This window comes from Cohnella sp., from assembly GCF_041641335.1.
Lineage (GTDB): Bacteria > Bacillota > Bacilli > Paenibacillales > Paenibacillaceae > Cohnella.
On record NZ_JBEPYQ010000106.1, the window covers coordinates 1 to 24,753 of the forward strand.

The window sequence follows — 24,753 nt, forward strand, 5'->3', positions numbered from 1 at the left end:
ATTGAGATGAACAGCATAAGTCCCGAACAGGCCGCGATGATGGCGATCGACACCCAAGGTACGCGAATCCCGCGCAAGCCATACGTTACACCAACGCCGAAGCCATCAAGACTGACCGCAAGCGCAAGCAGCAGCAAAGATACGGATCCCGTCAAGCTTACACCTCCGCGCATATCATGATCCACCAGACGCCTAGCCTGGTTGGAATTCATCATATGCGAGGGCGCTATCTTCGTGATTTGTCCTTCTGACATCGCGGGCAGAAGTGAGTGCCGCGGCCGGCGACAACCGTCTTCACGATAGAGGCTCCGCAAGCCTGACAAGGCTCGCCCTTGCGTCCGTATACCCGTAAAGAATATTGAAAATAGCCCATCTCGCCTTGACCGTTCACGTATGACTTTACCGAGGAGCCTCCCGCATCCACCGCATCGCGCAGCACCCGTACGATCGATTCATGGAGCCGCTTCAGCTCGGACGGCTTCAACGAATCGGCCTCCCGCTCCGGATGAATGCCGGCCCGATGAAGCGCTTCGTCTACATAAATATTGCCGAGGCCGACAATGATCTCTTGATTGAGCAGGAGCGGCTTCACTCGCGTCGAACGCTTCGCCATCAGATCGCGGAATGCGCGATACGTGAACACCAGCTCGTCCAGCGGCTCCATACCCAGCTTATGCAAAGGCGGCTGCTCAAATTCTTCGCCGCGCACAAAAAGATGCATTGTGCCGAATTGCCGCACATCCTTGTACCGAAGCTCGGTATCGTCCTCAAAGCGAAAGACGACATGCGTATGCAGCTCTTCCGGTTCCCCCGTCCGGTACAGCCCGTAACGCCCTTCCATCCGCAAATGGGACACAAGGGTAATCCCGTCCAGCAGCATTCGAATAAATTTCCCTCGACGCTCCACACGTTCGAAGGTTCGTCCCTGCAGCATCGCCGCAAACAGCGGCGGATCATCAGGCTTCTGTATAATTCGCGGCAGCCGCACCTGCACATCCCGAATTGTCTTTCCGACAATCAGGCCGTTCAGCGTGCGAACCACCGTCTCTACCTCCGGCAGCTCCGGCATGTTCAGGTCACCTCACGCTCGATTATACCGAATTCCCCTTATTTCGCCTCGTACCAATTAATCCCGTACGAGACGTCAGCGCGAAGCGGAACGTCAAGCTCAATCGCAGCCTCCATCATTTCCGGCACCAGCACCTTCATCATATCCAGCTCCTCGGGCGGAACCTCAAATACAAGTTCGTCGTGGACCTGCAGCAGCATGCGGCTACGGAGCTTTTCCCGAACAAGGCGCTCTTCGATTCGAACCATCGCCAGCTTGATAATATCGGCTGCGGTGCCCTGAATCGGCGTATTCATCGCCGTTCGCTCGGCAAACGAGCGGAGATTGAAATTAGACGCATTAATATCCGGAAGGTACCGCCTGCGGTGAAGCAGCGTCTCCACATAGCCGTCCTTGCGCGCCTTCGCTACAATGTCCTCCATATAGGTCCGCACACCATCGAATGCCGCCAAATACTGCTCAATGAACGTTGCCGCTTCCTTCCGCGTAATGTTCAGGTTCTGCGACAAGCCGTAATCGCTGATGCCGTATACAATCCCGAAGTTGACCGCCTTGGCCTGACGGCGCATATTGGCATCCACCTGATCCGCTGTCACGCCAAACACGTCCATCGCCGTCTTCGTATGAATGTCCATGTTCGATCGGAACGCTTCCTTCATCCGTTCATCGCCGGCGATATGCGCCAGTACGCGCAGCTCAATTTGCGAATAATCGGCAGCAAGAATGAGCCAGCCGGGTTCGGACGGCACAAACACCTTACGGATTTTTTTCCCTTCCTCCAGGCGGATCGGGATATTTTGCAGGTTGGGGAATTGACTGCTCAGCCGTCCGGTCGCAGCAATCGTCTGGCGGTAATACGTATGCACCCTCCCTGTAGCAGGCTGAATTTCCTTCAATAAGCCCTCTACGTAGGTGGATTGCAGCTTGGCCAGCTGCCGGTAATGGAGAATAAACGCAACGATATCATGATAAGGCGCCAGCTTGTCCAGAACCTCGGCATCCGTCGAATAGCCGGTTTTCGTCTTCTTCCAGGCAGGCAAGCCAAGCTTCTCGAACAAAATTTCGCCAAGCTGCTTCGGTGAGTTAATGTTGAATGTCGTCCCCGCCAGCTCATAAATCCGGGCTTCAAGCTTCCCGATTTCCGCAATCAGCTCTTCTCCGTAGGCACGTAAATCAGACGAATCAACGGTAATCCCCCTCAGCTCCATGGCAGACAGCACGGAGGCAAGCGGCAGCTCCAGCTGCTCCAGCAGCGCACTCATGCCATTCAACTCCAGCTGCTTGCGCTGCAGCGGCACGATCCGGAAGAGTGCCGCCGCCTTGCGCGCCAGGAACGCGCCGGCCGTCTCCAGCTCCGGAATGTGAAACTTGGCGCCTTTGCCGAAGATATCCTCCTCAGCCGGCACCTTCGGCAAGCCGTATTTGTCCGCAAGTCCGGATACCGAATGACCCGACTCGGTCGGGTCCAGCAAGTAGGCGGCCAAGAGGGAGCAAAAAGTAACGCCGCGCAGTGCAACCCCCTTCCAATGAAGAGCGACCTCCGCCTTATGGGAATCGTACACCGCCTTCGATCTCCCAGCATCTGCAAGCCACTCCCGAAGCTGCGCTCCCTCGTCGCCCAGCAGCTTCTCCGCAGGCACATAATACCCCGGCGACTCCTCCCCCATATAAACAGCGACACCGAGCGGCTCAGCGCCGTGCGGGTTCTCTCCCGGAATTTCGACGATGACCGACGGCTCAATCCCCTGCGCATATGCCTTGCCTAGCGCATCCGCACATTCAGCCGCCTGCTCCCGCGTCAGGACGAAACGAACGTCAGCCAGCAGCTCGCCGCTTTGATCGCCCGACGCCGACGCCGATGACATCTCCGCATTGTCCGACCCGAAATCCAGCTTCTCCAGCAGCGATTTGAACTCAAGCTGCTGCAGCATCGATTTGAGCGCGCCGCCGTCCCAGCCCTCGTATTTGTACTGCTCCCATTCGCCTTCCATCGGAACCTCGCGGTAGATCGTCGCCAGCTTCTTGCTTAGTCTGGCGCTGTCCGCATGCTCCCGCACCTTCTCTTTCATTTTGCCGGTCAATTGCTCCACATGCTCCAGCACGCCTTCCACCGAGCCGTATTCGTGCAGCAGCTTAAGCGCCGTCTTCTCGCCGACGCCCGGAATCCCCGGAATGTTGTCCGACGTATCGCCCATGAGGCCCTTCAAATCAATGATCTGGGACGGGGTCAGTCCGAGCTTGTCCTGAATTTCGGCGGGATCGTATTTCTCCACCTCGGATATTCCTTTGCGCGTAAGCAGAACCGTCACATACTCCGAAGCGAGCTGCAGCATATCCTTATCGCCCGTCACAACAACGACCGGCAGCTTGCGCTCATCCGCCAGCCGGGTCATCGTCCCGATAATGTCGTCAGCCTCGTACCCTTCCAGCTCGAACCGCTTCATACCGAACGCATCCAGCAGCTCCTTGAGAATGGGAAATTGCACCGAGAGCTCCGGCGGTGTTTTGGCCCGTCCGCCTTTATACTCGGTGTACCCTTCATGCCGGAACGTAATCTTCCCCGCGTCGAACGCGACCAGAATGTGAGAGGGCTGCTCCTCGCGGAGAAGGCGCAGCAGCATGTTGGTGAATCCATATACAGCGTTGGTCGGCGTACCGGCCTTATTCGTAAGCGGAGGAGTCGCATAGAAAGCCCGAGAGGCAATACTGTTCCCATCCAACACAATCAATTTATCCGTCATCCAATTGTCATCCCTTCCCAAAAATCCATGCCCTAATGATAACACATTGACAGAGCCAACACATACACTAGAGTAAACGGGAAAAAGGGTGTGCGAACCAAGTGGGAATCTGGAGCAATTATCGGGAAAAGCCCGTCTGTTTTCTTGATGTGCGCGGCACCTTGACGGACGAGCCGCAGGCGGATCGGGACTGCTTTCTCGCGGTGCTGAAGGAGTTGACAGGAAGGTGGTTGCCGGAGGACGGGGAGTGGAACGCCGGATCGATCTACCGGACGTTCAGCAAGCACAGGGCCAGACATCTTTCGTTCGAGGAAAGCTTGAAGCGAGTGCTGCGCAGGGCACCAATCGAGTCGGGCCGCGAATGGCTGACGTCCTTCCGGCGGGAATACGAGGGCTTGCGTGTTCATACGATCCGGATCCGGCCGGAAGCTGCGCCAACGCTCAAGCTTCTGGCGCAAGCCAAAGCTATCGGCATCATCAGCAACGGCAGCCGCAAGCGTGTCGAGCGTGTGCTCGAGCTCGGCAAGCTGACGCCTTACCTTGACGAAAAGCTCATCGTCGACTCCTCCGGCGCAGGCTTCCGCAAGCCGGATCCGCGGCTATTTCGGCTGGCAGCACGGAAAGCGGGCGTCAAAGCGGAGCAATGCGTGATGGTCGGCGACAGCTGGCGCAGAGACGTAAAGGGCGGGGTTGATGCAGGAATGCTCCCCATCTGGCTCCGCCCCGAGCAGCTGTCTAAACCGCCTCAATTCATTCGAGTCGACAGCAAGCAGGTCGCAGTAATCAGGCGTTTTGTGGACCTTGGTAATTTGGCTGAGCAGTAGGTTATTCAATCACAGTTTGCGCAATTGCACTGCCTTGCTGCGCCTTGGACTCTTTCTTTAGCTTTGCTGCCTGCTTGGAAATATGCTCAGGAGTTAAGTCTGGACCGCCTTTACAAATCACCAATGCCAATGACAGGGACATCCCCTTGCCAGCAATTTTATTCCCATCCCTATCCAGAACGAATTCCATCTGATCATCTTCATAAAAAATGGCTATGCCCTGCTGAAATCTTCGTATAATTTCTTCACATAGACGTTGGGAATCGGAAGCTGAGGTGATCACAATATAATCATCTCCCCCAATATGCCCCACGAAGTCATGGGGATGACCACATACATTTACCGCATACTGAATAATGTCGGCAGTATATTGGATGACTTCGTCCCCTTTTTGAAAGCCGAAGCGATCGTTGAACCACTTGAAGTAATCAATATCCACATATATAACCGAAAAACTAAGGCCTCGACTTAGATAACTGCGCATATTACGCTGAATTTGTACATTCCCCGGCAGACCTGTTAATGGGTTCGATACCCGAGCATTCTCCATCCTGACTTGTGTGATGGATTCCAGTATCGAGCGGATCGTCGCAACTCCGATCATGACTCCGTCTCTGACAATGATCACAAAGTCATATAGTCGGTGGAAATCACGGGACATTGCCATTTGCGAGACAATTTCGGGAGAAAGTCGATGCTCAACAACAAGTGCTTGACGATCCATAATATGGCGTATCGGCTTGTTCCAATACAAGGAGAGTCCGTATTGCCCAGCAAGCAACTGGAATAACTTATCCCGCGTAACGAGTCCGACTGGCTCTTTGTCTGCATTAATGATAACGACACCCTGTTCATCCATGCTGCTGTTAAAATAATGGGTAATTTGCGAAGTAAGTGTCGTTTCTGGAAATGTCTTTACAGGAAGCGCCAAATCACCGATTGTAAAGTTGGAAAATGAGGAATCCAAATGTTCCCTTTGTCTATTGATCTCATCCGTAACCGCCCAATCTATAGGTTGCAAACCTTTATTTGGGCGCCCCAGAAAAAATCCTTGACCGAAGTGAACCCCCATTTTCATCAATTTAATCAGTTCTTCCCTTGTTTCGATCCCCTCTGCGATAATTTTTATATTCATTTTCCTGGCAAATGTAACAAACGTCTCCAGGATGTATTCCTTAACCTTATTTTCGTGGATGTTCTGAAGCAGAGACCGATCCACCTTGATATAATCTGGACTCAGTTCAGCGATTGCTTGAAGCGAAGAATACCCTGCTCCAGCATCGTCAATTGCAATTTGATAGCCTTGCGCCCGATAATGATGCAAAACTTTTTTTACCGTTGTAAAATCGTCAATGGAGCTTCTTTCTGTGATTTCAAAGACAACATTATTGGGTGACAAACCACATTGGTGTAGCAGTTTATGAGTTCTTCCCGGATTAAATTCCGGATCATGAATGATATGTGCTGACAAGTTGATAAACACACGCTGATTCGGCTTAAGCCCGCTGCAGCCTCGTATTGCTTTTTCTCTTGTAATCTTCTCCAGCGAATACGTCTGCCCTTCCTCTTCTGCGAACGAAAACAGAGTCAGCGGTGATTGAAAAGGAGAATTTTCCGGTCCACGAGTCAAAGCCTCATACCCGAAAATTGCCGCATCTGTTAATGAAACAATCGGCTGATACACGGAATACATCAGCTGTTCTTGTATGATCTGATTAAATTCATTTCGGAGCTGCTGCTGAGGCACATCGCTGCGCTTAACCTGACGAATCGCCTGTTTCATAGCAGAATAAAGCAAGTTGTCCAGATCCTTGTCCGGTGCATCCACAAATAAAGAGCAACCGCTTTGCAATTTGACATTCAAACCATTTGAAAAGCGTTGCGATAGTTCATGTTCAATTCGCTTCCGAATATTTGCGGCAAAATCAAATAACAGTCTTTCACTTGTCGTTACATTCACAGTATCCAATCCGATATAGGCAAAGAAATCGTCGCCAATTCGCGTAGAGTAAAATAAATGAGGCGTATCCACTCGGATTGCTTTCAAGCTCAAGTCGATAAACTGAAGCATTTGCTCGCAAAAAAGTCTACCACTTGCTTGTTCCAGTTCGGACAAGCCCTCCACATCCAAGTATAAAACGCCAATACAGCCTTCTTTCATATGATTATGTATTTCTTCTAGAAGTTGTACTTCAAATACACGCATGCTAATCATATGTAACCTTCTCTCTAACACAATCACTGTCTACAGCTATTATAAAGGACAAATATATTCTGAATGTTAATTATACGTTAAATTTCGACATCTTTCGTAAAAACAAGTGACCTTTGCCCTAAGCAAGAACTTTTTTCATACTGATCACAAATAAAAAAAACTCTCTCCAACAGGAAAGAGCCTTATGAGCATTCAATTTAAACGTTCAAGTCTTTGCGCTTGCCGGTGACTAAATAAATAACACCTTCTCCAAGATTCGTTACATGGTCACAAACGCGTTCAATCGAGTGCGCAACCATTAACAAATGCGTCAGCTGTTTGTTAACTTGGTAATCGGCTCCCATTAAGTTCGTAATTTCATGGAATAGCGTACTGTACAGCTTATCCACCTCATCATCAAGCTTTGCCAAACCGGCTGCGCGATGGATATCACGGTCCATGTATGCCGCTAGGCTCTCCCGCAGCATATTTTTCGCGAGGTCCGCCATCTTGGGAATATCCACAAGCGGCTTTACCATCTCTTGTCCAAACAATCGCATGGTAATCTTCGCAATATCAACAGCATGGTCTGCGATTCGTTCCAAGTCGATCGCTGTCTTCAGCGCCATTCCTACAAGACGAAGATCGCTGGCCATCGGCTGCTGTAAAGCAATTAAATGGAGACAGGTTTCTTCAATCTTAAGCATCATTTCGTCAATCTGATCATCTTCATCAATCGTCTTGCGAGCAAGTTCTTCGTCGAGCTTCAACAATGAATCGACAGCTTGGTGTATCAAACGTTCAACGTGAGTGCCCATGAGTAGCACATTGCCATGCAAATCGTCCAACGCCTGATGGAATGATGTGCGAGTATCCATTCGATCAACCCCCTTATCCGAAAAATGTAACTTGAATAAAAATAACATAGTATTAACGCTCTTGCAACGGGATCTTTTTGTCGAAATATTAACCGAAGCGTCCAGTAATGTAATCTTCTGTTCGTTTATCTGAAGGCGAAGAAAACAACTGTTCAGTCTCCGCATATTCAACTAGCTCTCCGCTCAAGAAGAAGCAAGTTGTATTAGAAATTCTCGCAGCTTGATGCATATTATGTGTAACCATGACAATCGTATACTTTTTGCGAAGTTCCTGGGCAAGTTCCTCAATTTTCAAGGTGGAAATCGGGTCAAGGGCTGAGGTCGCCTCATCCATGAGCAGGATATCCGGGTTCACCGCAAGCGCCCGAGCGATACACAGTCGTTGCTGCTGTCCGCCGGACAAGCTAAATGCAGATCGCTTCAGAAAGTCCTTGACTTCATCCCAAAGCACGGCATCTCGCAAGCTTTTTTCGACAATTTCATCCAGTTGCGATTTATTCGTTATTCCGTGTATACGAGGTCCATACGCAATATTGTCATAGATTGATTTCGGAAATGGGTTCGGCTGTTGAAATACCATGCCGACCTTCTTGCGAAGTGTTTCTACATCCACCTCTGAACTATACAGCTCAATACCCGAAATTTTCATGCTACCTTCTATACGCACGTCTGGAATCATATCATTCATCCGGTTCAAGGTCCGAAGCAAAGTGGATTTACCGCAACCAGACGGTCCAATGAAAGCAGTAATTGACTTTTCTTGAATGGGAAGTGTTACGTCCTTTAGCGCATGAAACGAGCCATAAAATAAATTCAGCTTGGCAATGTCGATCAAAGTGCTCATATAGGTACAATCTCTCCTTGGCTACGAAGGAATATTATCCCTTTCGCTGATATTTATTTCGAAGCAGTACAGCCGAGATATTCATGAGAATCAACAGCGTTAGCAGCACGATGATGCCTGCAGCTGCTAAATCATGGAAAGCTTGCTGAGGTCTTGAAACCCAGTTGAAGATTTGAATCGGAATAACCGTAAATTGATCGAACACATCATTTGGCAAAAAGTTTACGAACGTAAGCGCCCCGATCATAACAAGCGGCGCTGTTTCTCCAATCGCACGAGACAGGGCCAAGATAATACCTGTCAAAATACCAGGAATCGCTGACGGCAACACCGTTCGCTGAACCGTTTGCCATTTCGTCGCGCCAAGCGCAAAAGATGCGTTGCGCAACGTGCCAGGTACTGCACGAATAGCTTCTTGCGCAGCTACGATAATAATGGGAAGCACAAGCAAAGTCATCGTTAACGCACCTGCCAAAACACTGCGTCCAAGTGCAAGCTGTTCAATTCCGAGACCGCGGACGAACAAGGCGAGTCCTAAAATCCCGTATACAATCGATGGAATTCCAGCGAGCGTCGAAATATTAAGCTGAATAAAAGAACGCAACTTATTCTTACGCGCATATTCCTCCAGGTAGATCGCCGCACCGACCCCAAGGATAAACGACAATGGAGCCATAATGAGGACGAAATATGCAGTGCCAACAATGGCAGAGAGCAATCCTGCCTCATGTGGATTCCTGGAAGGGAAGTTGGTAAAAAAGTGAGGTTTTAACATATGTGCGCCTTGGATGACAATATCAATGATCAGAACAAGTAGGACGAGAACGGCTAGGGAAGTAGCGGCGACAAACAGAAGATGCAAATAAAAATCGAAGCGTCGCCTTCCTTCAATTTGCTTTTTGTTGGAGTCATTAAACATGAATTAATACTCCTCCCTGAAACGGCGAGAAATGTATTGAGCAAAAATATTAAGCAGGAAGGTAATTACGAACAGCGTCATACCTACCGCAAAGATTGTACCATATTCTACAGAGCCATGCGGCGTATCGCCCAACGAGACTTGTACAATGTACGCCGTCATAGTCTGAATGCTTTCCATTGGATTCAGTGTCATTTTGGGAGTTGCGCCTGCGGCAACAGTAACCGCCATTGTCTCTCCGATCGCACGCGAAAAAGCAAGCACGAAGGAAGCTATAATTCCTGACAAGGCAGCGGGAACGACTATTTTCAGAGCGACCTCAAGTCTTGTGGCGCCAAGCGCATAAGCACCGTCCCGCAATGCTTTTGGTACAGCCATCATTGCATCCTCACTTAATGACGAGATCATCGGGATAATCATAATGCCAACCACAATTCCTGCACTTAATGCGTTGAACAGCCCTAATCCTGGAATAAAGGTTTGCAGCAACGGAGTTACGAAGGTCAAGGCGAAATAGCCGTAAACGATTGTCGGCACTCCAGCCAGCACCTCCAATATCGGCTTCACTATTTTCCGGACTCGGAGCGGCGCATACTCACTTAGATAAATTGCGGAGGCAAGTCCGATTGGCATCGCGACAAGGCACGCAATAAAGGTGATCATGAGCGTACCGTTAATCAGCGGAAGAACGCCGAATGCTTTAGGTTCAATCAATGGAGCCCATTTGGTCCCGGTGAAAAACTCAATAGGGTTAATGAGTTTAAAGAATACAATCGTTTCACCCAAAAGCGTCCATATAATGCCGACTGTGGTCAAGACGGAGACCGTTGCGCACAAGAAAAGAAGCACCGGCATAATCTTGTCCAAAATAAACACACGTTTGTTTTTGAAGATGTCACGGCCTTGTACCATGCGTTGATAATCCCCTCAGCTTAACAATTTATTTACAATTCATGCAGTAAAAATGTGACACCCCATATGAATGAATTACCTCTATGGGGCTGTCACACTTATTGTGGCGTTATGCAGTTATGATGTCAACCCATATTTCGACAATTAGTTCAGTTTCGCCAAACCGTCGTCATACATTTTTTGCGGCAGGTTGATGTATCCTACTTGCTTGGCAAGCTTGCCAGCGTTCTTCAGGTAGAACGTTACATATTCCTTCACTTCTTCACGAGCCAGATCCTTTTTGTTCACATAGATGAACAGCGGACGAGAAAGCGGATTGTAAGTACCGTCATTGATTGTTTTCTCGGCTGGAAGAACGGCATTACCATCCTTGTTAACGATCGGGACGAGCTTCAGCTTGCTGGCGTTGTGCTCATAATATGCGAAGCCAAAATAACCGATTGAGTTTTTGTCGCCGGCCACGCCGTTTACAAGGACGTTGTCGTCCTCGGAGAACGTAACCTGAGAGTCGTTGCGGCTTGCCTGTGCTTTTTTGTTTACTGCCTCAGTAAAATAGTCGAACGTGCCGGAATCAGCGCCCGGGGAATAAATTTTGATCTTTTCTTTCGGCCACTCCGCACGTACGTCCGACCAGTTTACAACCTTGGAGTTCGGCTCGAAAATTTTGTTAAGCTCGGCTACCGACAATTTGTCAACCCATGTATTATTTTTGCTTACAATAACAGAAAGTCCATCGAAGGCTACAGCGAGTTCTACGTATTCAATATTCTTGTCTTTGCAAGCCTGAGCTTCTTCCGCTTTGATCGGACGCGATGCGTTCGAAATTGCGGTTTCGCCTGCACAGAAACGCTTGAAGCCGCCGCCAGTACCCGATACACCTACAGGAACACGAACTTCCTTGTGGACCTTGCCGAACTCTTCAGATACAGCCTCGGAAAGCGGGAACACCGTGGAAGAGCCGTCTACTTGAATGGTACCGCCAAGCTTCTTGGCAGGAGCTGCCGGAGCTTGTGCCGCTGGCGGAGTCGAACCTTGTTTGCCGCCATCCGTCGGCTTCGTTGCGTCTTTCCCCCCACAAGCTGTTGTTACCGCTAGTGCTGCAATTGCTGCGATGATCATGCCTTTCTTTACTGTTAACACTGTACGACCACTCCTCATTCTATTAGTTATTCAACATGTCCTATAGTAAAGGTCAACTGTTAACCCGATTCGCACTTTTTGTTAACGCTATGTAAAAAACATTGCTTAATCCGACAATCCTTTTACTTGGCTTGTCTTCCTTCCTCGCCATTAATCGAACGATTTCGACAATTTTAACAAAGGTTTAACAAAATTATAATTTTCAACAAACGAACGGGTGATAACATGTAGACAAGTTAAAAATAAAAGAGAGAGTTTAAAATTCGGATGGAGGCATTTGAAGATGATGACACTTAAAGCAAGGCTAATAGCGGGTTTTGGACTGTTAATATTGTGCTTCGCAGCTACAGGATTATACAATTACAATCAAATCAATGAAATCGAGAAGAGTATTTATGTTCAGAACGAGCGGTCCAAGCTTCAGAAAGAAGTCATCGAACTGCGGAGCACCGTGCAGCAAATGAATATCTGGTTCGCTGAGTTTATCATTACCCGTTCCCCTGAAGTTGCGGCCAAGCATAAGGATACCCACCCTGCTTTTTTTGCAAAGGTTGAAGAGATCGCCTCATTGGGGGATGAATTAAAGGAAAGAAGAACTGCGCAATTTTTGCGCACTGTTTCTAAAGAGTTTGCAGCGAACTTGACACGAGCGGAGCAGGTGGCTGCTAATCGGACGATCTCTCCTGCTGAAACCCAAGAGCAGCTTATACAGGTGTTTCAAGCATCTCAAGCCCATCAAGATTACATATTTTCTTTAATCGCAGTATTTCATGAAATTCTTTCCGCCCAAACGAATCAAGCAATTATAACCTCTGAAAATACCTTGTATGAAACTGCAAATATGGCTTGGAGGTTTATGGCGCTCGTTCTTGTGATCAGTTTACTGACTGCATCTGTCATCATCGTACCGTTAATGCGCAAAGTAAATACGTTGCAGGGTTCGCTAAAGCGCATTGCGGATGGAGATTTAACCCATCGAACAGATTTGACTTCTTCCGATGAACTTGGACAGCTTGGCAAACAATTTGATCAGATGGTCGTCCAAGTTGGCGCCATGCTCGTCCAAACCAAACAAACAGCAATGTCTCTAAAATCAAAAGCAGGTTTCTTTGAACAGTTCTCAGCAAACACTTCAGCTGCAAACACCAGCATCAGTAGCGCAATGAACGAAATTACGGCAGGAGCCTCCCACCAGGCTTCTGAGCTCGAGTCGAGCGTTACCAAAATTCAGTGGATTTCCGAAGAGCTTCATAAGGTGAAGGAGGTTTCCGACATCGTCAGGAGCTCCGGTTATGACGCTACTGAACTAGCTGTAGCAGGCGCCTCGACCATGACTTCCCTGGGAAAGGCATCTGCGCGATCTGAGGAACTAATTTATGATGTTAACAATGCGTTCAAAGCGCTTGTTGCAGCCTCTGAGGAAATTGATATCGTTATGCAAACGATTATGGAAATCTCAAGTCAGACAAACCTTCTTGCACTGAACGCCGCCATTGAATCGGCGCGGGCAGGCCAGCATGGAAGAGGCTTCTCCATCATTGCCGAGGAGGTGCGCAAGCTTTCAGACCAAACCAGCTTGTCCTCAAAATCCGTACGAACCACCATCGATCGACTTCGCAACAAAATTGAACATGCAAACCTGCAGTTGAACGAAGCAAAGACAGCCGTAGTCAGTCAGAATGGCCTGGTCGAACACGCTCAGCACGCTTTTCGAAGGATACACGAATCACTGAATACCATCGTAACCCACATTACACAAATTGATGAGGGAATGGATACTGCTTCCGAACAGGCGGCGGATTTTGTGAGAGCACTCGGGCACGTCGCCTCTATCTCGCAGCAAACAGCAGCCGGGGTCGAAGAAATTACGGCAATTACAGCGGAACAAAGCTTTGCCGTTCAACAAATTGAACTTGGAGCCAAGGAAATAAACGAAAGCACGGGTATTTTATTAGATGAGATTGCCCGATTTAAGCTACTTGAAGCGACTACGTTGACACAAAGCAATAACAAAGAATATTTCGTCCCTAATCCGCTAACGGAAAAGCTTGATATGGACGTTCAACCGAACTTGACTGTTGAACCTGAACAAATCAACAAAAACTTAACCCGAGATGAACCCGAACAAGAGGCTCAGACAAATCATCAGAATACTTTGGAGCAACCGACGTCGGCAGTTGAAGAGAAGATCCTGGTCGGGGCTAAATAAATCAATGCAGCGAAAACCGCCAATGCATCGTAACAGCATGGCGGTTTCCATCATCCTATTCTTCTTTTTCCTTCTCGTCGCCACCCTGCGATTGGCCTTTGGACTGACCGCCGCCTTGACCGCCTTGACCGCCTTGACCGCCTTGATCGCCGCCTTGGCTCTTGGACTGGCTTTGACCGCCTTGTCCACCTTGCTGACCTCCGCCTTGGCCGCCTTGCTGACCGCCTTGACCACCCTGTTGGCCGCCGCCCTGTTGACCCGCCTGTTGACCGCCTGCACAAGCTGCAATTGCAAACACAAGAACAACGCACATCAGCCAAACTGCAATACGTTTCATCATTAGTACACACCTCCTTGTTTCGGACTCCCGTATAGGATTCCGAATCCAGAGGCTTTTATACAAATATTTACTTGTCGTCCTACATCAGGTGCCGGCGTAACCACTCATAGGAGCGTGCACCGCTTACTTCGTGATTGCCCTCAAATAAATGCCAATCGAATCGATCCGCCGCCTCCAGCCGTGCATATAATCCCGACAGTGATTCGACTGCATCCAGGTACGCGGCAGTCGGAAACAAAGGGTCCTGGCTGCCCGATTCAAGAAAGAGCGGACGAGGCGCAACAAGTCCGAGCATATCCGGCATCTCGGCATAGGACAGCACCCCGGGAATGTAGTTGTCCAAGCAGTGTCGTCTGGCCAGAATAGATCGCTCGTACGTGCTCGCGTATCCGCAAACGACCGTTGCCCGGACTCGTTCATCAAGCGCTGCAGTCAAGGATGCAACCATACCGCCGCCGGAGAAGCCAAAGCAGCCGATACGGGCGCCGTCCACATCGCTGCGGGTAAGGAGGTAATCGATCGACCGCATCGCTTCGCTTACTCGAAGTCCCGCGAGCGTACGTCCTTGAAGCAGGAGCACCGAAGCCAGAGTAAAGCAGGAATTGACAGACGCATTCCCCATCGCAGCGGCTTCTTTCCTATCTGCGGCTAGTCGGCGATCACCGAAACCAATCATTTCCGGGGCAATAACGAGAAAGCCCCGTCTTGCCAGCTCCAGCGCATAGTTGCCGTGAATGCCCGGAACTGATTCATTCGAGCTTCCGTCGGCAGTCAAGCCTGCGATTTCACGGCTTCCATAACCGTGACCATGCCAAGCGACAACGGCTGCTCGTTTGCCGGAGGGAAGCCGATCAGCAGGAATCAATACATAAGCCGGGACGCGCAATCCCTCAACAGTGGTGTATTCCACCCGCTCGCGGATGACACCGCTTGCCAGCTTCTCTTGGCTGAGCAGGACGGGAGACAGCTCCGCCGCTCCTGCAGGCTGCTCCGGACGAATCCCGAAATCCCCCAGCGAGCTACGAAGCTCCGCCAGCATCTGCTGACGCCTCTCTACGTCGAGGATTCCGAGCCAATGCTTGCGCCTGTCGTCAGCGCTTCGAGACAGCCGCTTCCTGAGCCATTCGTCCGGATTCCACATCCGGCACCTCCCCCTCATTCCACAGCATAACCGGCGTATTCGGGTGTGGATGCCTCATGGTGACACCGTCCGCCTGCACATCGGAGCAGCATTCCAGAACGACAGCCGGGCCTTGTCTTGTCTCGATTCGAACCTGATGCAGCGCAAGTCCGTTCACGTATTTCCCATACAAACCATCGCCGGCCATGACAAGCTTTTCTTTTACCATGTCCGGTTCACCGCCCTGCTCGTGCGGATCCTTCGTCATCTCAATCGTAATATGACGCAAGGACACATCCTCAATCGGCTGCTCCGGCAAGCCGAACAGGAAAGCGGCCGCTCCTAGCGCGCCTCGGGCTGTAACATCGCTGATATGAATGCCGCGGATAACCGGCGTCGCGTCCGTCACCGGGATCGCTTCCGGGCTCGACATGAGAGGATTCGATTCATCCACCCCATGACGATAGAATGCGTTAATGGCAATCGGACATAACACATCCTTCATATAGATGTTGCTGATCAGCACATCTTCAACGCCGCCGCCACGGGCCCGGTTCGTCTTGATCCGAATGCCGCGGTCGGTGCCGATAAAAACACAGTTCGTCACGGTAACCCTGCGAATGCCCCCTGCCGTTTCACTGCCGAATACGATGCCACCGTGTCCGCGGAGCATCGTGCAATTGGTAACGGTAATGTTCTCCGTCGGCTTCCCGACTCTTCGTCCGTCTTCATCGATCCCGGATTTCAGGCACAAGCAATCGTCCCCAACGTCAAAATGACAGTCCGAAACCCGCACATTTGAGCACGAGTCAAGATCAAGCCCGTCCCCGTTCGGCGTATCGGACGGATTCTCGATCGTAAGACCACGCAGGTTCACATGGTCGCAGTACACAAGATGTGTGTTCCAGAACGGAGAATTGCGGAGTGTCACCCCTTCGATCACGACAGCGCGGCAATCGATCAGCTGAAGCAAAGGCGGGCGCAGAAATTGCGACTCCCACTCTACAATATTGCTGCGCGTACGCCCTTTTAGCTCCCAATTCAGCTCCAGCAAAGATTCCCGTACCGAAGTAACCGGCAGCCTGCCTTCATAGCGAAGCTCACGATACGCTTGCCACCAAGCGGCGCCTTGACCGTCAATCACGCCTTCGCCCTTAATCGAAATCCGCTCCAGACCGCTGCCGAACAGGAGCGGCTGGTAGCCGTAGCACTCATAGCCCGACCAGCGTGTCTGTACCGGCTCGTATCGATCGAATTGATCGATAAACCGGATGATCGCTCCGGCTTCCACATACAAGGTCATGTGGCTTGCAAGCCGGATGGGACCGGTCAAATACGTTCCGGCAGGCACAAGCACAGTTCCGCCGCCCGCCACCGAGCACGACTCAATCGCCTGTGCGAAGGCGGACGTACAATCCACCGCCCCATCGCCGACTGCGCCGAAATCAACAATGCTGAAGGCCGCCATTACCGGTCACCGCCCATCCTCAGATCGCTCAACCGATTCATCTCCATACAGGCTAAAATAAAAGCGCCAACCCCGTGAAGATCATTCTCGTGGACCGGTCTTGTTACATAATTGGTGTAGTCGCCGGCTGATGTTCCGATACAAATATCCGGCACAACAAGTCGCCCTGTCGCTTCCTCTACGTAAACGCGGTTTGCAAGCCCCTCGAAGCCCTTCACTGCGGCTTCATACGCTTCGGAGCCGACACAGCCGTGCCGATACGCCTTCGCGATGGTATAGACGAAGAGGCTTGTGCAGGAGGTTTCCAGCCAATTATCCTCACGATCGCCTTTATCCACCACTTGATACCACAGTCCGCTCCCGGCATCTTGATAACGGATGAGAGATTCGGCGAAGCTTCCAAGCACGGTGCACAGCTCCGAATAGGCGGGATGCTCTGCGCCCAGCTCATCCAGAAAATCGGCGACCGCCATCCCGTACCAGCCGAGCGAACGTCCCCAAAATTCCGGCGAGCAGCCGGTTTCCGGATTCGCCCAAGGGAATTTTCGGCTTTCGTCCCATGCGTGGAACAAGAGCCCGGTACGCTTGTCGAACATGTACTTGCGCATGAGCCGCTCCTGCTCCAGCACCATATCGATCAGCCCGGCTTCCCCGTAAGCCTTCTCATATTTCATCGCAAAAACGCCGCCCATATAAAGCCCGTCGAGCCACATTTGGTACGGATATTTATCCTTGTGCCAGAAGCCCCCCTCAGCCGTGCGGTTCAGCGTGCCGAACAAGCCGCGAAGCTTGGCGGCAGCCGCCCGATATCGGCGATCCTCCGGCTCCTCCTGATCGAAGGTGAACAGCAGCAAACCCGGCATGATGGAATCCAGCTCATCCCGCGCGAAATACAGATTTCCAAGTCGATCGACCAAGAGATCGACATAGGCTTTCGCATAGCCATAGAACGACTCCTCGCCCGTCTCCTCCCACACCTTCAGCATCCCGTACAAAAAAATTCCTTGATGGTAATGCCATCTCCCCGCAGGCGGCAGCTCCTCAGGTGTATATGCAGCCATTAGCGCTTCCGAAGCTGCCCTGGCAAGCGCAAGCGGCGTCCGTACCATTGTTGTCATCTCGAGCAGGTCTCCTCTCCTCATGCTTATCTTTCGTTGAACCCAATTCCTCGTTCCGGCATTCTGAGCTTCGGCATCGGCAGTCCCGCCAGCTCGTACAGCTGCCAACGGATCAGCACCGCCTGCGTTCCTGCATTCATATCTCCTTCGACCAGCCCAAGTCCGAGATGAACTGGCTTCGGCATATCCGGATAAGCTTCGCCCGGCTTCACTTGCGCCACATTCGGCGCTACAGGCGAATGTCCCAGCTCCCTCGAGAAGCCGCCGTCACTGCGCTTCAGCCTGGATACATTGCGTACAGTTATGGTCGCGATCTCCAGCATGTCTTCTGCCGGAATCGGCAGCTTCATGGAGGACAATAGATTGACCGGATTTCGGATATAGCACATATCGACTGCCTCGTCGTGGCGCAAGCAATTCAGCAGGCTCCTGTACATCTCATGTACACGCGGCATCGGAATGCCGAACCGGCTATAGAAGGTGAGCAGCTTGAACGTTCCCGACACTCTTACATAGGGCGCACCTTCTCCCCATAACCCGGTCGCAGGGTGCTGAATGTCGGCAAAATAATCGAGCGCCGCCTGCACATACATGTCCCGTTCAGCGCCCGTTAGCTGCTCGATATATGGCGCAGAATTGCACAGCCTATCGCAGCCGCGCCATGAATTACGCAGGTCGATCGAGTGAAGCCATTCCCGGTAAGCGGGGACCGATCGCATATAGGACGGAGCGGCGTTCCGTTCGGCCGGAAGCGGATAGACAGGCTCCGCACCGAGCTTCCTCAGCGCATGCACCGAGTATCCAAACGCACGTCCGACCATCACGTCATCCTCGCGCATCGCAGGGTCCTCATCGTAGAAATAACCGGAAGCCGGATCCTGCTTGCTCTGAAAGAAACGCACCAGACCGGCTTTCATCCCTTCGCCAAGTCCGGCGAGCAAGCCGCAGCGCTCCAGAATGTTCAGCGCCTGTGCCGTCGATTCGATATCCGGCCTGAACTGACCCGAGCGCTTCGAGCTAACGGCATAAAAGAACCCTCCCGTAGATGAATCATACTGCCCTTCCAGCCACTCGAAAAATCCGTAAAACAAGCAGTCGAGCTTCTCCAATCGTTCAGCTGTCTCCTGTACAACCCTGTTGTCGTCCTGAGTTTTCATTAGGCGGTCACCCCTTGATCGAACCAAGCAGCGCACCCTTGGCAAAATGCTTTTGCAGGAACGGATATACGAGCAGAATCGGCAGCGTTGCGATTACAATTACCGCCATCTTGACCGTCTGTTCCGGCGGCTGAACGAACCCATCGTCAAAGCCGGACGTATCGGCAGCCAGTCCGCTGGCCAGAATGACGATCTGGCGAAGAATGATTTGCACCGGCCACTTAGCCGTATCGTTCAAGTACAGAATCGCCTGCAAATACGTGTTCCAGTACGTCACCGCGTAGAAAAGCGAAATCGTCGCAATGGCCGGCATCGAGAGAGGAATCACAATTTTGAACAGAATCCCCCAGTCGCTGCAGCCGTCGATTTTTGCCGACTCCTCGATTCCGTCGGGAAGATTTTGAAAGAAGTTGCGCATAATAATCAGGTTAAACGCGTTAATGGCCGACGGAATAATGAGCGCCGCGAATGAATCGATGAGACCCATCTGCTTGACGACCAGGAACGTGGGGATCATGCCGCCGCTGAACAGCATCGTAAACACGACGGCAAACATAATTCCGTTGCGGCCGACCAAATCCTTGCGCGCCAATCCGTATGCCATCAGGCAGGTGAGGAACATGCTGAACAGCGTGCCGAACAGCGTAACTCCGACCGACACGCCAAGCGCTTTAAAAATAACGTTCGTCGACAGTACATATCGATACGCGTCTAATGTAAATACGGTGGGAAACAGAACGAACTGCTTCTGTGCGAGCTCCTGTACCGTCGTGAAGGACCCGGCGATGACATGGAGGAAAGGCAGCACCGTCACAAGCGCGACGAGTGTCAGGAGCGTATAGTTCACCCCGTCGAACAATCTGCTGAGCAGCGTTTTATCCTGGACCATGGCTGAATCAGCCTCCTTTTCTCTCCTTTAGAAGATCCCCTCTTCGCCAACCTTCTTCGCCAGCCAGTTCGCCCCCAAAACAAGCAGCAATCCGACGAACGATTTGAAAAAGCCGACGGCGGCGCTGAAGCTGTATTGCCCTTGCTTGAGACCTGCCGTATACACATACGTATCAAAGATTTCCGCCACTTCCCGGTTCATCGAGTTAAGCAGCAGGTACACATGCTCGAAGCCAAGCTCCAGTACATCGCCGATCTTCAGAATGAGCAGGACAACGATGACACTTCGAATCGATGGAAGCGTAATATGCCAAATTTGGCGGAAGCGTCCGGCTCCGTCAATACGCGCGGCTTCATACAGCCCCGGATCGATCGCAGCCATCGCGGCCAAATAAATAATCGTACCCCAACCCGCCTCGCGCCATATCACTTGAAGAATGTACATCGGGCGGAACCATTCATTGCTGAGCAGGAAATTGATTTTCTCAAAGCCCATCATTGCGAACAGCTCGTTGATCAGCCCCCGGTCCGTCGACAGCATGACGAATGAAATCGAAACGATAATGACCCAGGACATGAAGTGCGGAATGTAAACCAAGGTTTGTACAAAACGTTTAAATACGTTGATGCGAACCTCATTCAGCATTACGGCCAACAGAATCGGCACCGGAAAATAAAACAGCAAATTCATGGCAAACAGGACAAGCGTATTGCGCAATATCGTAAAAAACATCGGCTCGCTGAACAGTCTTTCGAAATGCGACAACCCCGTCCATGAGCTTCCGGTAATACCTAGATACGGCTTATAGTCCTGGAAGGCGATAACAAGGCCCGCCATTGGGACATACTTAAAGATGATAAAAAACAGCAATCCGGGCAAGATCATCATATACATCGCCCGATTTTTCATGATGCGGTTCCACAGGCTGGAATGGTCCTTGCGCTTCGTCTGAGCGGGATGAATTCCTGCTCCCGGAATGGCGGCTTCTCTCGTGCTCATGGCTCCCGTCTCCCTCATTCGTAATGGCGCCGGGATGGAGAAGGCTGTTGAACCGTAATCCGGCTAACAGCCCTCTCTCCGCCCTAACGCGGCAGCTTATTTCTTGGCTTGCTGGAACGATGCGTTGAACTCGGCGATGATGTTGTCGCCGCCATCCTTCTTCCAGCGGTCGATCTCCTTCTGGAAGCCGGCTGCATCAATCGAGCCCAGAATGTACTTGTAGGTCGCATCCTTCACGATCTCCTGCAGTCTGGAGCCCTTCTCGGTGAACGTCTTGGAATCAAGCGGCGCCGTCGGATCGTGGATCAGAATTTTGTTGTTATCGAGAATCAGCTCTTCCGCTTTCGCTTTTACCGGCAACGTATGCACGGGCTCCAGCATCTTGATTGTGCTCGGTCCGCCAACCTGAAGCGCTTGGTATGCCTTCACTTCACGGTCGGTAAGCTTCGTATCCGGATTCGGCTTAATGCTGCCGTTCGCTTCCTTCGTATAGTGCTGGCCTTCTACACCCCAGTAGGTCAGGTTGGCAACCTCAGGGCTCATCAGCTTGTCATAGAAGGCAAGGATGTCCTTCAGCTCGGCTTCCGTCTTCACCGCAGATTTCGGGAACATGACGACGGAGCCGAAGCCCGGAATCGCCCAGACGCCTTCTTTGCCGTTCGGCTTCTTGACGCGGTTCGCCACATCAAGCACGACATTCTTGTTTACGTCGATCATCTTGGCATGCAGCGACACACTGTCCGCCATAGAACCGATATAGACGCCGGCTTTGCCCGTAATAAACAGATTTTGCTGATCGTTCTTGCTTGTGACCGGGAAGTCCTTGTTCATAAGCCCTTCGGAATGGAGACGCTTAAAGAAGTTCATCGTCTCCATATATCCCGGGTGCATAAATTCCGGTACCAGCTTGCCGTCCTGTACACCCCAGCCGTTCGGAGTTCCGAAGTAAGAGGCTACCGTTTTGAAGGCGCCGTATACGAGATCGCTACGGTCCGTCAGGCCGAACGTATCCTTCTTGCCGCTCTTGTTCGGATCGTTCTCTGTGAACGCCTTCAGCATATTGTATAGGTCTTCCGTCGTCTGCGGCGCCTTCAAACCGAGCGCATCCGCCCAATCCTTACGGTAGATGATGCCCTGACGGGACAGCGGGCGCTCTTGGTATAAACCGTACACTTTGCCGTCGACCGATATATTGTTTAACACATTCTGGTCCAGATTTTTCAGGTTCGGATAATGTTTGAGCAGCGGTCCGACTTCCCAGAACTGGCCATTGCGGATGGCGTCGCGGTACATAATCAAGGAGGTTTGATTCTTTACATATACAGCGTGTGGAAGCGAGCCTGTCGCAAACGCTGCATTCATCTTTTCGTCGTAGCTGCCGTCCGGAACCCACTGGAACGTCAGCTCCGTATTTGTTTTTTCTTCCAGCAGCTTCTCAATGATGTCAGACGGTACTTCCGGAGTGTGAAGGTTTGCCATAATGGTAATTTTAGTCGGGCCCTTCTTCGCTTCCACTGCATTTCCCGAGGACCCTTGCGAGCCATCCGGCTTCTGGGCGCACCCTGCCGCCACTACCGATAATGTAAGTGCTGCAGCCATTGCCATTTTGCCATATCTCTTTTTCATCGTCTTGACCTCCTGATTTGGATTGTCGTCTTGCTTGCTCCTACTGTAACTTGCGAAACGTCATTACGTATATAATCCGTGGATACGAACCTGAAAGCCCTTGCAGCACAAGTGATTGGCAGACTGCATCTGATCTAGTGATTATCCGGAGAAAAATGATTATTGCCCCGGGTTTCGATAATCCCTAGAATAGATTGTACCTCGAACGTTCGGTTCGTGCGCAGGAAGGGAGGAGTTGGCATGAAGAGACTGCAAAGCATTTATTTCAAATGGATCGTGTTCGGCTGTGCGCTAACTATTATTCCCTTGGCGGCGCTCGGCTTATTTTCCTATATGAATTCGGCCAAGTCGATTCAGAAGCAGGTGAACCAGAGCAGTGTACAGCTGATGAAGCAGGTAAACGGCAATATGGAGCAGGTGCTTCGGACGCTGGATCATACGTTGACCTATGTCATTAACACGAATCTGGTACAGGAATCGCTTGATCGACCGCTAACGTATAACGAGTTTCAACAATACAACGCACTCCGCAGGGAACTCGGTCATCTACAAACCTTCGATACGAAGGTTACTGATGTCATCCTGCTCAACACCTCACACAACTGGTTCATCAATAATCGCGGCTTATATCCGTTGAATGAAGTGCCGCAGCGGGATCGGCTGACCTCGCTGATCCGGACGCTGCCTCTATCTACGAGCTGGGTGCTGCATCAGACCGGAGAATTTGGCGCATCCGAAGCGGAAAGCTATCGCTGCAAATATTCATTGACGCTGGTCAAAAAAATGCCGATGCACACGCTGGAGAAGCGAGGATTAGCCATGGCTACCATTCCAGCCTGTTCGCTTGCGTCCATGCTGGATCAAGGGGTGAAGACGAGCAGCACGATGGTGCTGGACGCCGGGAATCAAATTCTGCTTCACGCAGATGAGAATATGGTCGGCAAATCAGTAACTGAAACCGGCTGGATTACGGATCGGCAGCTAACAGCCTTGCAGCGTGGCAGCGGGCAGTTCGAGACAACCTCCGGCGGCGAGACGATGAGTGTTACTTTCGTTCGTTCTACTTATAATGATTGGACCTATGTCTCCTTCACCGCGATTGGTCAAGTGACGAAGGAAGCGCGCGCCATCGGTTGGTTTACCCTCTACGTCTGCCTGGCGATCATTGCCTTATCGGTAGCTGCTGTTTGGCTGGGCAGCAGACGGATGTACAATCCGATCGGATCGATTATGAATGCGATCTCGGAACGGCTGCCGAATCAAACCGATAAGAAAAAGGATGAGTTTTCCGTCATTCGGGAGCATATTCAGGACATGTTCCTGTCCAACAGTCACTTGAAGCAGGAGGTTCGGCAAAATTCCCAGCAGGTCCGTTCCTTGTTTCTGATGAAGCTGTACCAAGGAAATGCAGGACGTGCCGAAACGACCGAGAAGCTCGCCCAATACGGCTATGACCGTTTGTTTGCCGATTGGAAGCAGGCTGTTGTGCTTAATCTGCGCGTCGATGCGCTCGATGAAACGCGGTATGAAGCGAAGGATATGGAGCTGCTGCTGTTTGCGATCAATAACATTCTGGAAGAGATGATTCCCGCCGAACGCAGGCTTCATCCGATTGTGATCGACCAAACCCAGGTTACGACTGTTGGCGCCTCGGACCTGACGGAGACGGAATTCCATGATTATGTCTATACGCTCACCGAAGAGATTCAAGGGAACATCCGCAAATTTCTGGATCTGGAGGTTAGCATCGGGATTTCGCTTCCGTTCCGCGAAGCATCCAAGGCGGCACGTGCTTATCAGGAGGGGATGGAGGCGCTCAAGCAGCGGCTTGTCCTTGGCAAGGGCGTTATCGTGCCATATTCCAGCTTAAACTCGGGCAAACACACCGTCATTTTCTCTTTTCCTCGACAGCTGGAGAATGAGCTGATTGACGCGATTAAGCTGGCGGACGATCAAACCTCATTGGAGCTGCTGACCAAGTGGATCGGCGAGGTGTTCCAGAAGGAGCGCCAGCCGCATGAATATCAGGTCGCGCTTATCCGGCTGCTAAACGACCTGCTCGTTGTCATGCAGGAATCCGGCATCCGGCTGGAACAGCTTAGCTTACGGGAGGGCTCGATCTATGAGCAGCTGCTGGGGCTCTATATGAAGCAGGAGATTGAGGCCTGGTTTGCAACACGGATCGTGCTGCCGATGGCCGCAATTTTCCGCGATCGACAGGCTTCGCAATACCAGAACCTCTCCGAGCAAATGATCGATATGATCCAGAATGAATTCGACACCGATCTGACGTTGGAGCAATGCGC

General features: G+C 51.2%; 20 protein-coding genes. 4 read left to right on the top strand and 16 right to left on the bottom strand.

Annotated features, from left to right (window positions below):
* The 3 genes from ACESLM_RS25900 to polA all read right to left on the bottom strand — a co-directional run.
* On the bottom strand, positions 1–173 hold a 173-nt coding region (locus ACESLM_RS25900), incomplete at its 3' end, for a manganese efflux pump (RefSeq protein ID WP_372636321.1).
* A gap of 53 nt (positions 174–226) precedes the next feature.
* Positions 227–1,069 carry a DNA-formamidopyrimidine glycosylase gene (mutM, locus tag ACESLM_RS25905; protein ID WP_372636271.1) on the bottom strand — a complete coding sequence of 281 codons (843 nt, stop codon included), beginning with the start codon at positions 1,067–1,069 and terminating at the stop codon, positions 227–229.
* Positions 1,070–1,107: 38 nt separating this feature from the next.
* Positions 1,108–3,810, bottom strand: coding sequence for a DNA polymerase I (gene polA / locus ACESLM_RS25910; RefSeq protein WP_372636274.1), 2,703 nt, complete (start codon positions 3,808–3,810; stop codon positions 1,108–1,110).
* Positions 3,811–3,911: 101 nt separating this feature from the next.
* Here polA and ACESLM_RS25915 point away from each other — a divergent pair, with 101 nt between their 5' ends.
* Positions 3,912–4,634: an HAD family hydrolase gene (locus ACESLM_RS25915; RefSeq protein ID WP_372636276.1), complete on the top strand. Its 723-nt coding sequence runs from the start codon at positions 3,912–3,914 to the stop codon at positions 4,632–4,634.
* A gap of 1 nt (position 4,635) precedes the next feature.
* Here the strand turns inward: ACESLM_RS25915 and ACESLM_RS25920 are convergent, their stop codons facing one another.
* From ACESLM_RS25920 to ACESLM_RS25945, 6 genes are all read right to left on the bottom strand, one after another.
* Positions 4,636–6,849, bottom strand: a complete 2,214-nt coding sequence (locus ACESLM_RS25920) for a GGDEF domain-containing protein (RefSeq protein ID WP_372636279.1) — start codon at positions 6,847–6,849, stop codon at positions 4,636–4,638.
* A 197-nt stretch (positions 6,850–7,046) separates the two neighbouring features.
* Positions 7,047–7,706 (bottom strand): phosphate signaling complex protein PhoU, encoded by a 660-nt coding sequence (phoU, locus tag ACESLM_RS25925; protein ID WP_372636283.1) that lies wholly within the window; start codon positions 7,704–7,706, stop codon positions 7,047–7,049.
* 88 nt (positions 7,707–7,794) lie between these two features.
* Positions 7,795–8,550 (bottom strand): phosphate ABC transporter ATP-binding protein PstB, encoded by a 756-nt coding sequence (pstB, locus tag ACESLM_RS25930; protein WP_372636286.1) that lies wholly within the window; start codon positions 8,548–8,550, stop codon positions 7,795–7,797.
* Positions 8,551–8,584: 34 nt separating this feature from the next.
* The gene (gene pstA / locus ACESLM_RS25935) at positions 8,585–9,469 is read right to left on the bottom strand and encodes a phosphate ABC transporter permease PstA (RefSeq protein ID WP_372636288.1); all 885 of its coding nucleotides are present in this window, start codon (positions 9,467–9,469) and stop codon (positions 8,585–8,587) included.
* A gap of 3 nt (positions 9,470–9,472) precedes the next feature.
* Entirely contained in the window at positions 9,473–10,381 is a 909-nt protein-coding gene (pstC, locus tag ACESLM_RS25940; RefSeq protein WP_372636291.1) for a phosphate ABC transporter permease subunit PstC, read from the bottom strand.
* A 144-nt stretch (positions 10,382–10,525) separates the two neighbouring features.
* Positions 10,526–11,521 carry a PstS family phosphate ABC transporter substrate-binding protein gene (locus ACESLM_RS25945; protein ID WP_372636294.1) on the bottom strand — a complete coding sequence of 332 codons (996 nt, stop codon included), beginning with the start codon at positions 11,519–11,521 and terminating at the stop codon, positions 10,526–10,528.
* 283 nt (positions 11,522–11,804) lie between these two features.
* Here ACESLM_RS25945 and ACESLM_RS25950 point away from each other — a divergent pair, with 283 nt between their 5' ends.
* Both ACESLM_RS25950 and ACESLM_RS25955 read left to right on the top strand, forming a co-directional pair.
* Positions 11,805–13,730: a methyl-accepting chemotaxis protein gene (locus ACESLM_RS25950; RefSeq protein WP_372636296.1), complete on the top strand. Its 1,926-nt coding sequence runs from the start codon at positions 11,805–11,807 to the stop codon at positions 13,728–13,730.
* Positions 13,731–13,734: 4 nt separating this feature from the next.
* A complete protein-coding gene (locus tag ACESLM_RS25955) occupies positions 13,735–14,073 on the top strand; it encodes a hypothetical protein (RefSeq protein WP_372636299.1) in 339 nt (112 codons plus the stop codon).
* A gap of 76 nt (positions 14,074–14,149) precedes the next feature.
* On the opposite strand, the gene ACESLM_RS25960 is transcribed toward ACESLM_RS25955, so the two are convergent.
* The 7 genes from ACESLM_RS25960 to ACESLM_RS25990 form a co-directional block, all read right to left on the bottom strand.
* A complete protein-coding gene (locus tag ACESLM_RS25960; protein WP_372636302.1) occupies positions 14,150–15,211 on the bottom strand; it encodes a dienelactone hydrolase family protein in 1,062 nt (353 codons plus the stop codon).
* Positions 15,162–16,658, bottom strand: coding sequence for a glycoside hydrolase family 28 protein (locus tag ACESLM_RS25965; protein ID WP_372636305.1), 1,497 nt, complete (start codon positions 16,656–16,658; stop codon positions 15,162–15,164). Before ACESLM_RS25965 ends, ACESLM_RS25960 begins: the two co-directional genes overlap by 50 nt.
* A complete protein-coding gene (locus ACESLM_RS25970) occupies positions 16,658–17,776 on the bottom strand; it encodes a glycoside hydrolase family 88/105 protein (RefSeq protein ID WP_372636307.1) in 1,119 nt (372 codons plus the stop codon). Before ACESLM_RS25970 ends, ACESLM_RS25965 begins: the two co-directional genes overlap by 1 nt.
* Before the next feature lie 26 nt (positions 17,777–17,802).
* Positions 17,803–18,933: a hypothetical protein gene (locus tag ACESLM_RS25975; RefSeq protein ID WP_372636310.1), complete on the bottom strand. Its 1,131-nt coding sequence runs from the start codon at positions 18,931–18,933 to the stop codon at positions 17,803–17,805.
* Positions 18,934–18,940: 7 nt separating this feature from the next.
* On the bottom strand, positions 18,941–19,822 hold the full coding sequence (locus tag ACESLM_RS25980) for a carbohydrate ABC transporter permease (RefSeq protein ID WP_372636313.1): 882 nt from the start codon (positions 19,820–19,822) through the stop codon (positions 18,941–18,943).
* A 27-nt stretch (positions 19,823–19,849) separates the two neighbouring features.
* Positions 19,850–20,731, bottom strand: a complete 882-nt coding sequence (locus tag ACESLM_RS25985) for an ABC transporter permease (protein ID WP_372636324.1) — start codon at positions 20,729–20,731, stop codon at positions 19,850–19,852.
* 186 nt (positions 20,732–20,917) lie between these two features.
* Entirely contained in the window at positions 20,918–22,447 is a 1,530-nt protein-coding gene (locus ACESLM_RS25990; RefSeq protein ID WP_372636315.1) for an extracellular solute-binding protein, read from the bottom strand.
* Positions 22,448–22,687: 240 nt separating this feature from the next.
* Between ACESLM_RS25990 and ACESLM_RS25995 the strand changes: the two genes are divergently transcribed.
* A partial coding sequence (locus ACESLM_RS25995; RefSeq protein WP_372636318.1) for a cache domain-containing protein occupies positions 22,688–24,753 on the top strand: 2,066 nt, incomplete at its 3' end.

Excerpts from the sequence above, each read along its gene's own strand:
- mutM (WP_372636271.1), bottom strand. The coding sequence starts at position 1,069 with ATGCCGGAGCTGCCGGAGGTAGAGACGGTGGTTCGCACGCTGAACGGC.
- polA (WP_372636274.1), bottom strand. The coding sequence starts at position 3,810 with ATGACGGATAAATTGATTGTGTTGGATGGGAACAGTATTGCCTCTCGG.
- ACESLM_RS25920 (WP_372636279.1), bottom strand. The coding sequence starts at position 6,849 with ATGATTAGCATGCGTGTATTTGAAGTACAACTTCTAGAAGAAATACAT.
- phoU (WP_372636283.1), bottom strand. The coding sequence starts at position 7,706 with ATGGATACTCGCACATCATTCCATCAGGCGTTGGACGATTTGCATGGC.
- pstB (WP_372636286.1), bottom strand. The coding sequence starts at position 8,550 with ATGAGCACTTTGATCGACATTGCCAAGCTGAATTTATTTTATGGCTCG.
- pstA (WP_372636288.1), bottom strand. The coding sequence starts at position 9,469 with ATGTTTAATGACTCCAACAAAAAGCAAATTGAAGGAAGGCGACGCTTC.
- pstC (WP_372636291.1), bottom strand. The coding sequence starts at position 10,381 with ATGGTACAAGGCCGTGACATCTTCAAAAACAAACGTGTGTTTATTTTG.
- ACESLM_RS25950 (WP_372636296.1), top strand. The coding sequence starts at position 11,805 with ATGATGACACTTAAAGCAAGGCTAATAGCGGGTTTTGGACTGTTAATA.
- ACESLM_RS25955 (WP_372636299.1), top strand. The coding sequence starts at position 13,735 with ATGCAGCGAAAACCGCCAATGCATCGTAACAGCATGGCGGTTTCCATC.
- ACESLM_RS25960 (WP_372636302.1), bottom strand. The coding sequence starts at position 15,211 with ATGTGGAATCCGGACGAATGGCTCAGGAAGCGGCTGTCTCGAAGCGCT.
- ACESLM_RS25965 (WP_372636305.1), bottom strand. The coding sequence starts at position 16,658 with ATGGCGGCCTTCAGCATTGTTGATTTCGGCGCAGTCGGCGATGGGGCG.
- ACESLM_RS25970 (WP_372636307.1), bottom strand. The coding sequence starts at position 17,776 with ATGACAACAATGGTACGGACGCCGCTTGCGCTTGCCAGGGCAGCTTCG.
- ACESLM_RS25975 (WP_372636310.1), bottom strand. The coding sequence starts at position 18,933 with ATGAAAACTCAGGACGACAACAGGGTTGTACAGGAGACAGCTGAACGA.
- ACESLM_RS25980 (WP_372636313.1), bottom strand. The coding sequence starts at position 19,822 with ATGGTCCAGGATAAAACGCTGCTCAGCAGATTGTTCGACGGGGTGAAC.
- ACESLM_RS25985 (WP_372636324.1), bottom strand. The coding sequence starts at position 20,731 with ATGAAAAATCGGGCGATGTATATGATGATCTTGCCCGGATTGCTGTTT.
- ACESLM_RS25990 (WP_372636315.1), bottom strand. The coding sequence starts at position 22,447 with ATGAAAAAGAGATATGGCAAAATGGCAATGGCTGCAGCACTTACATTA.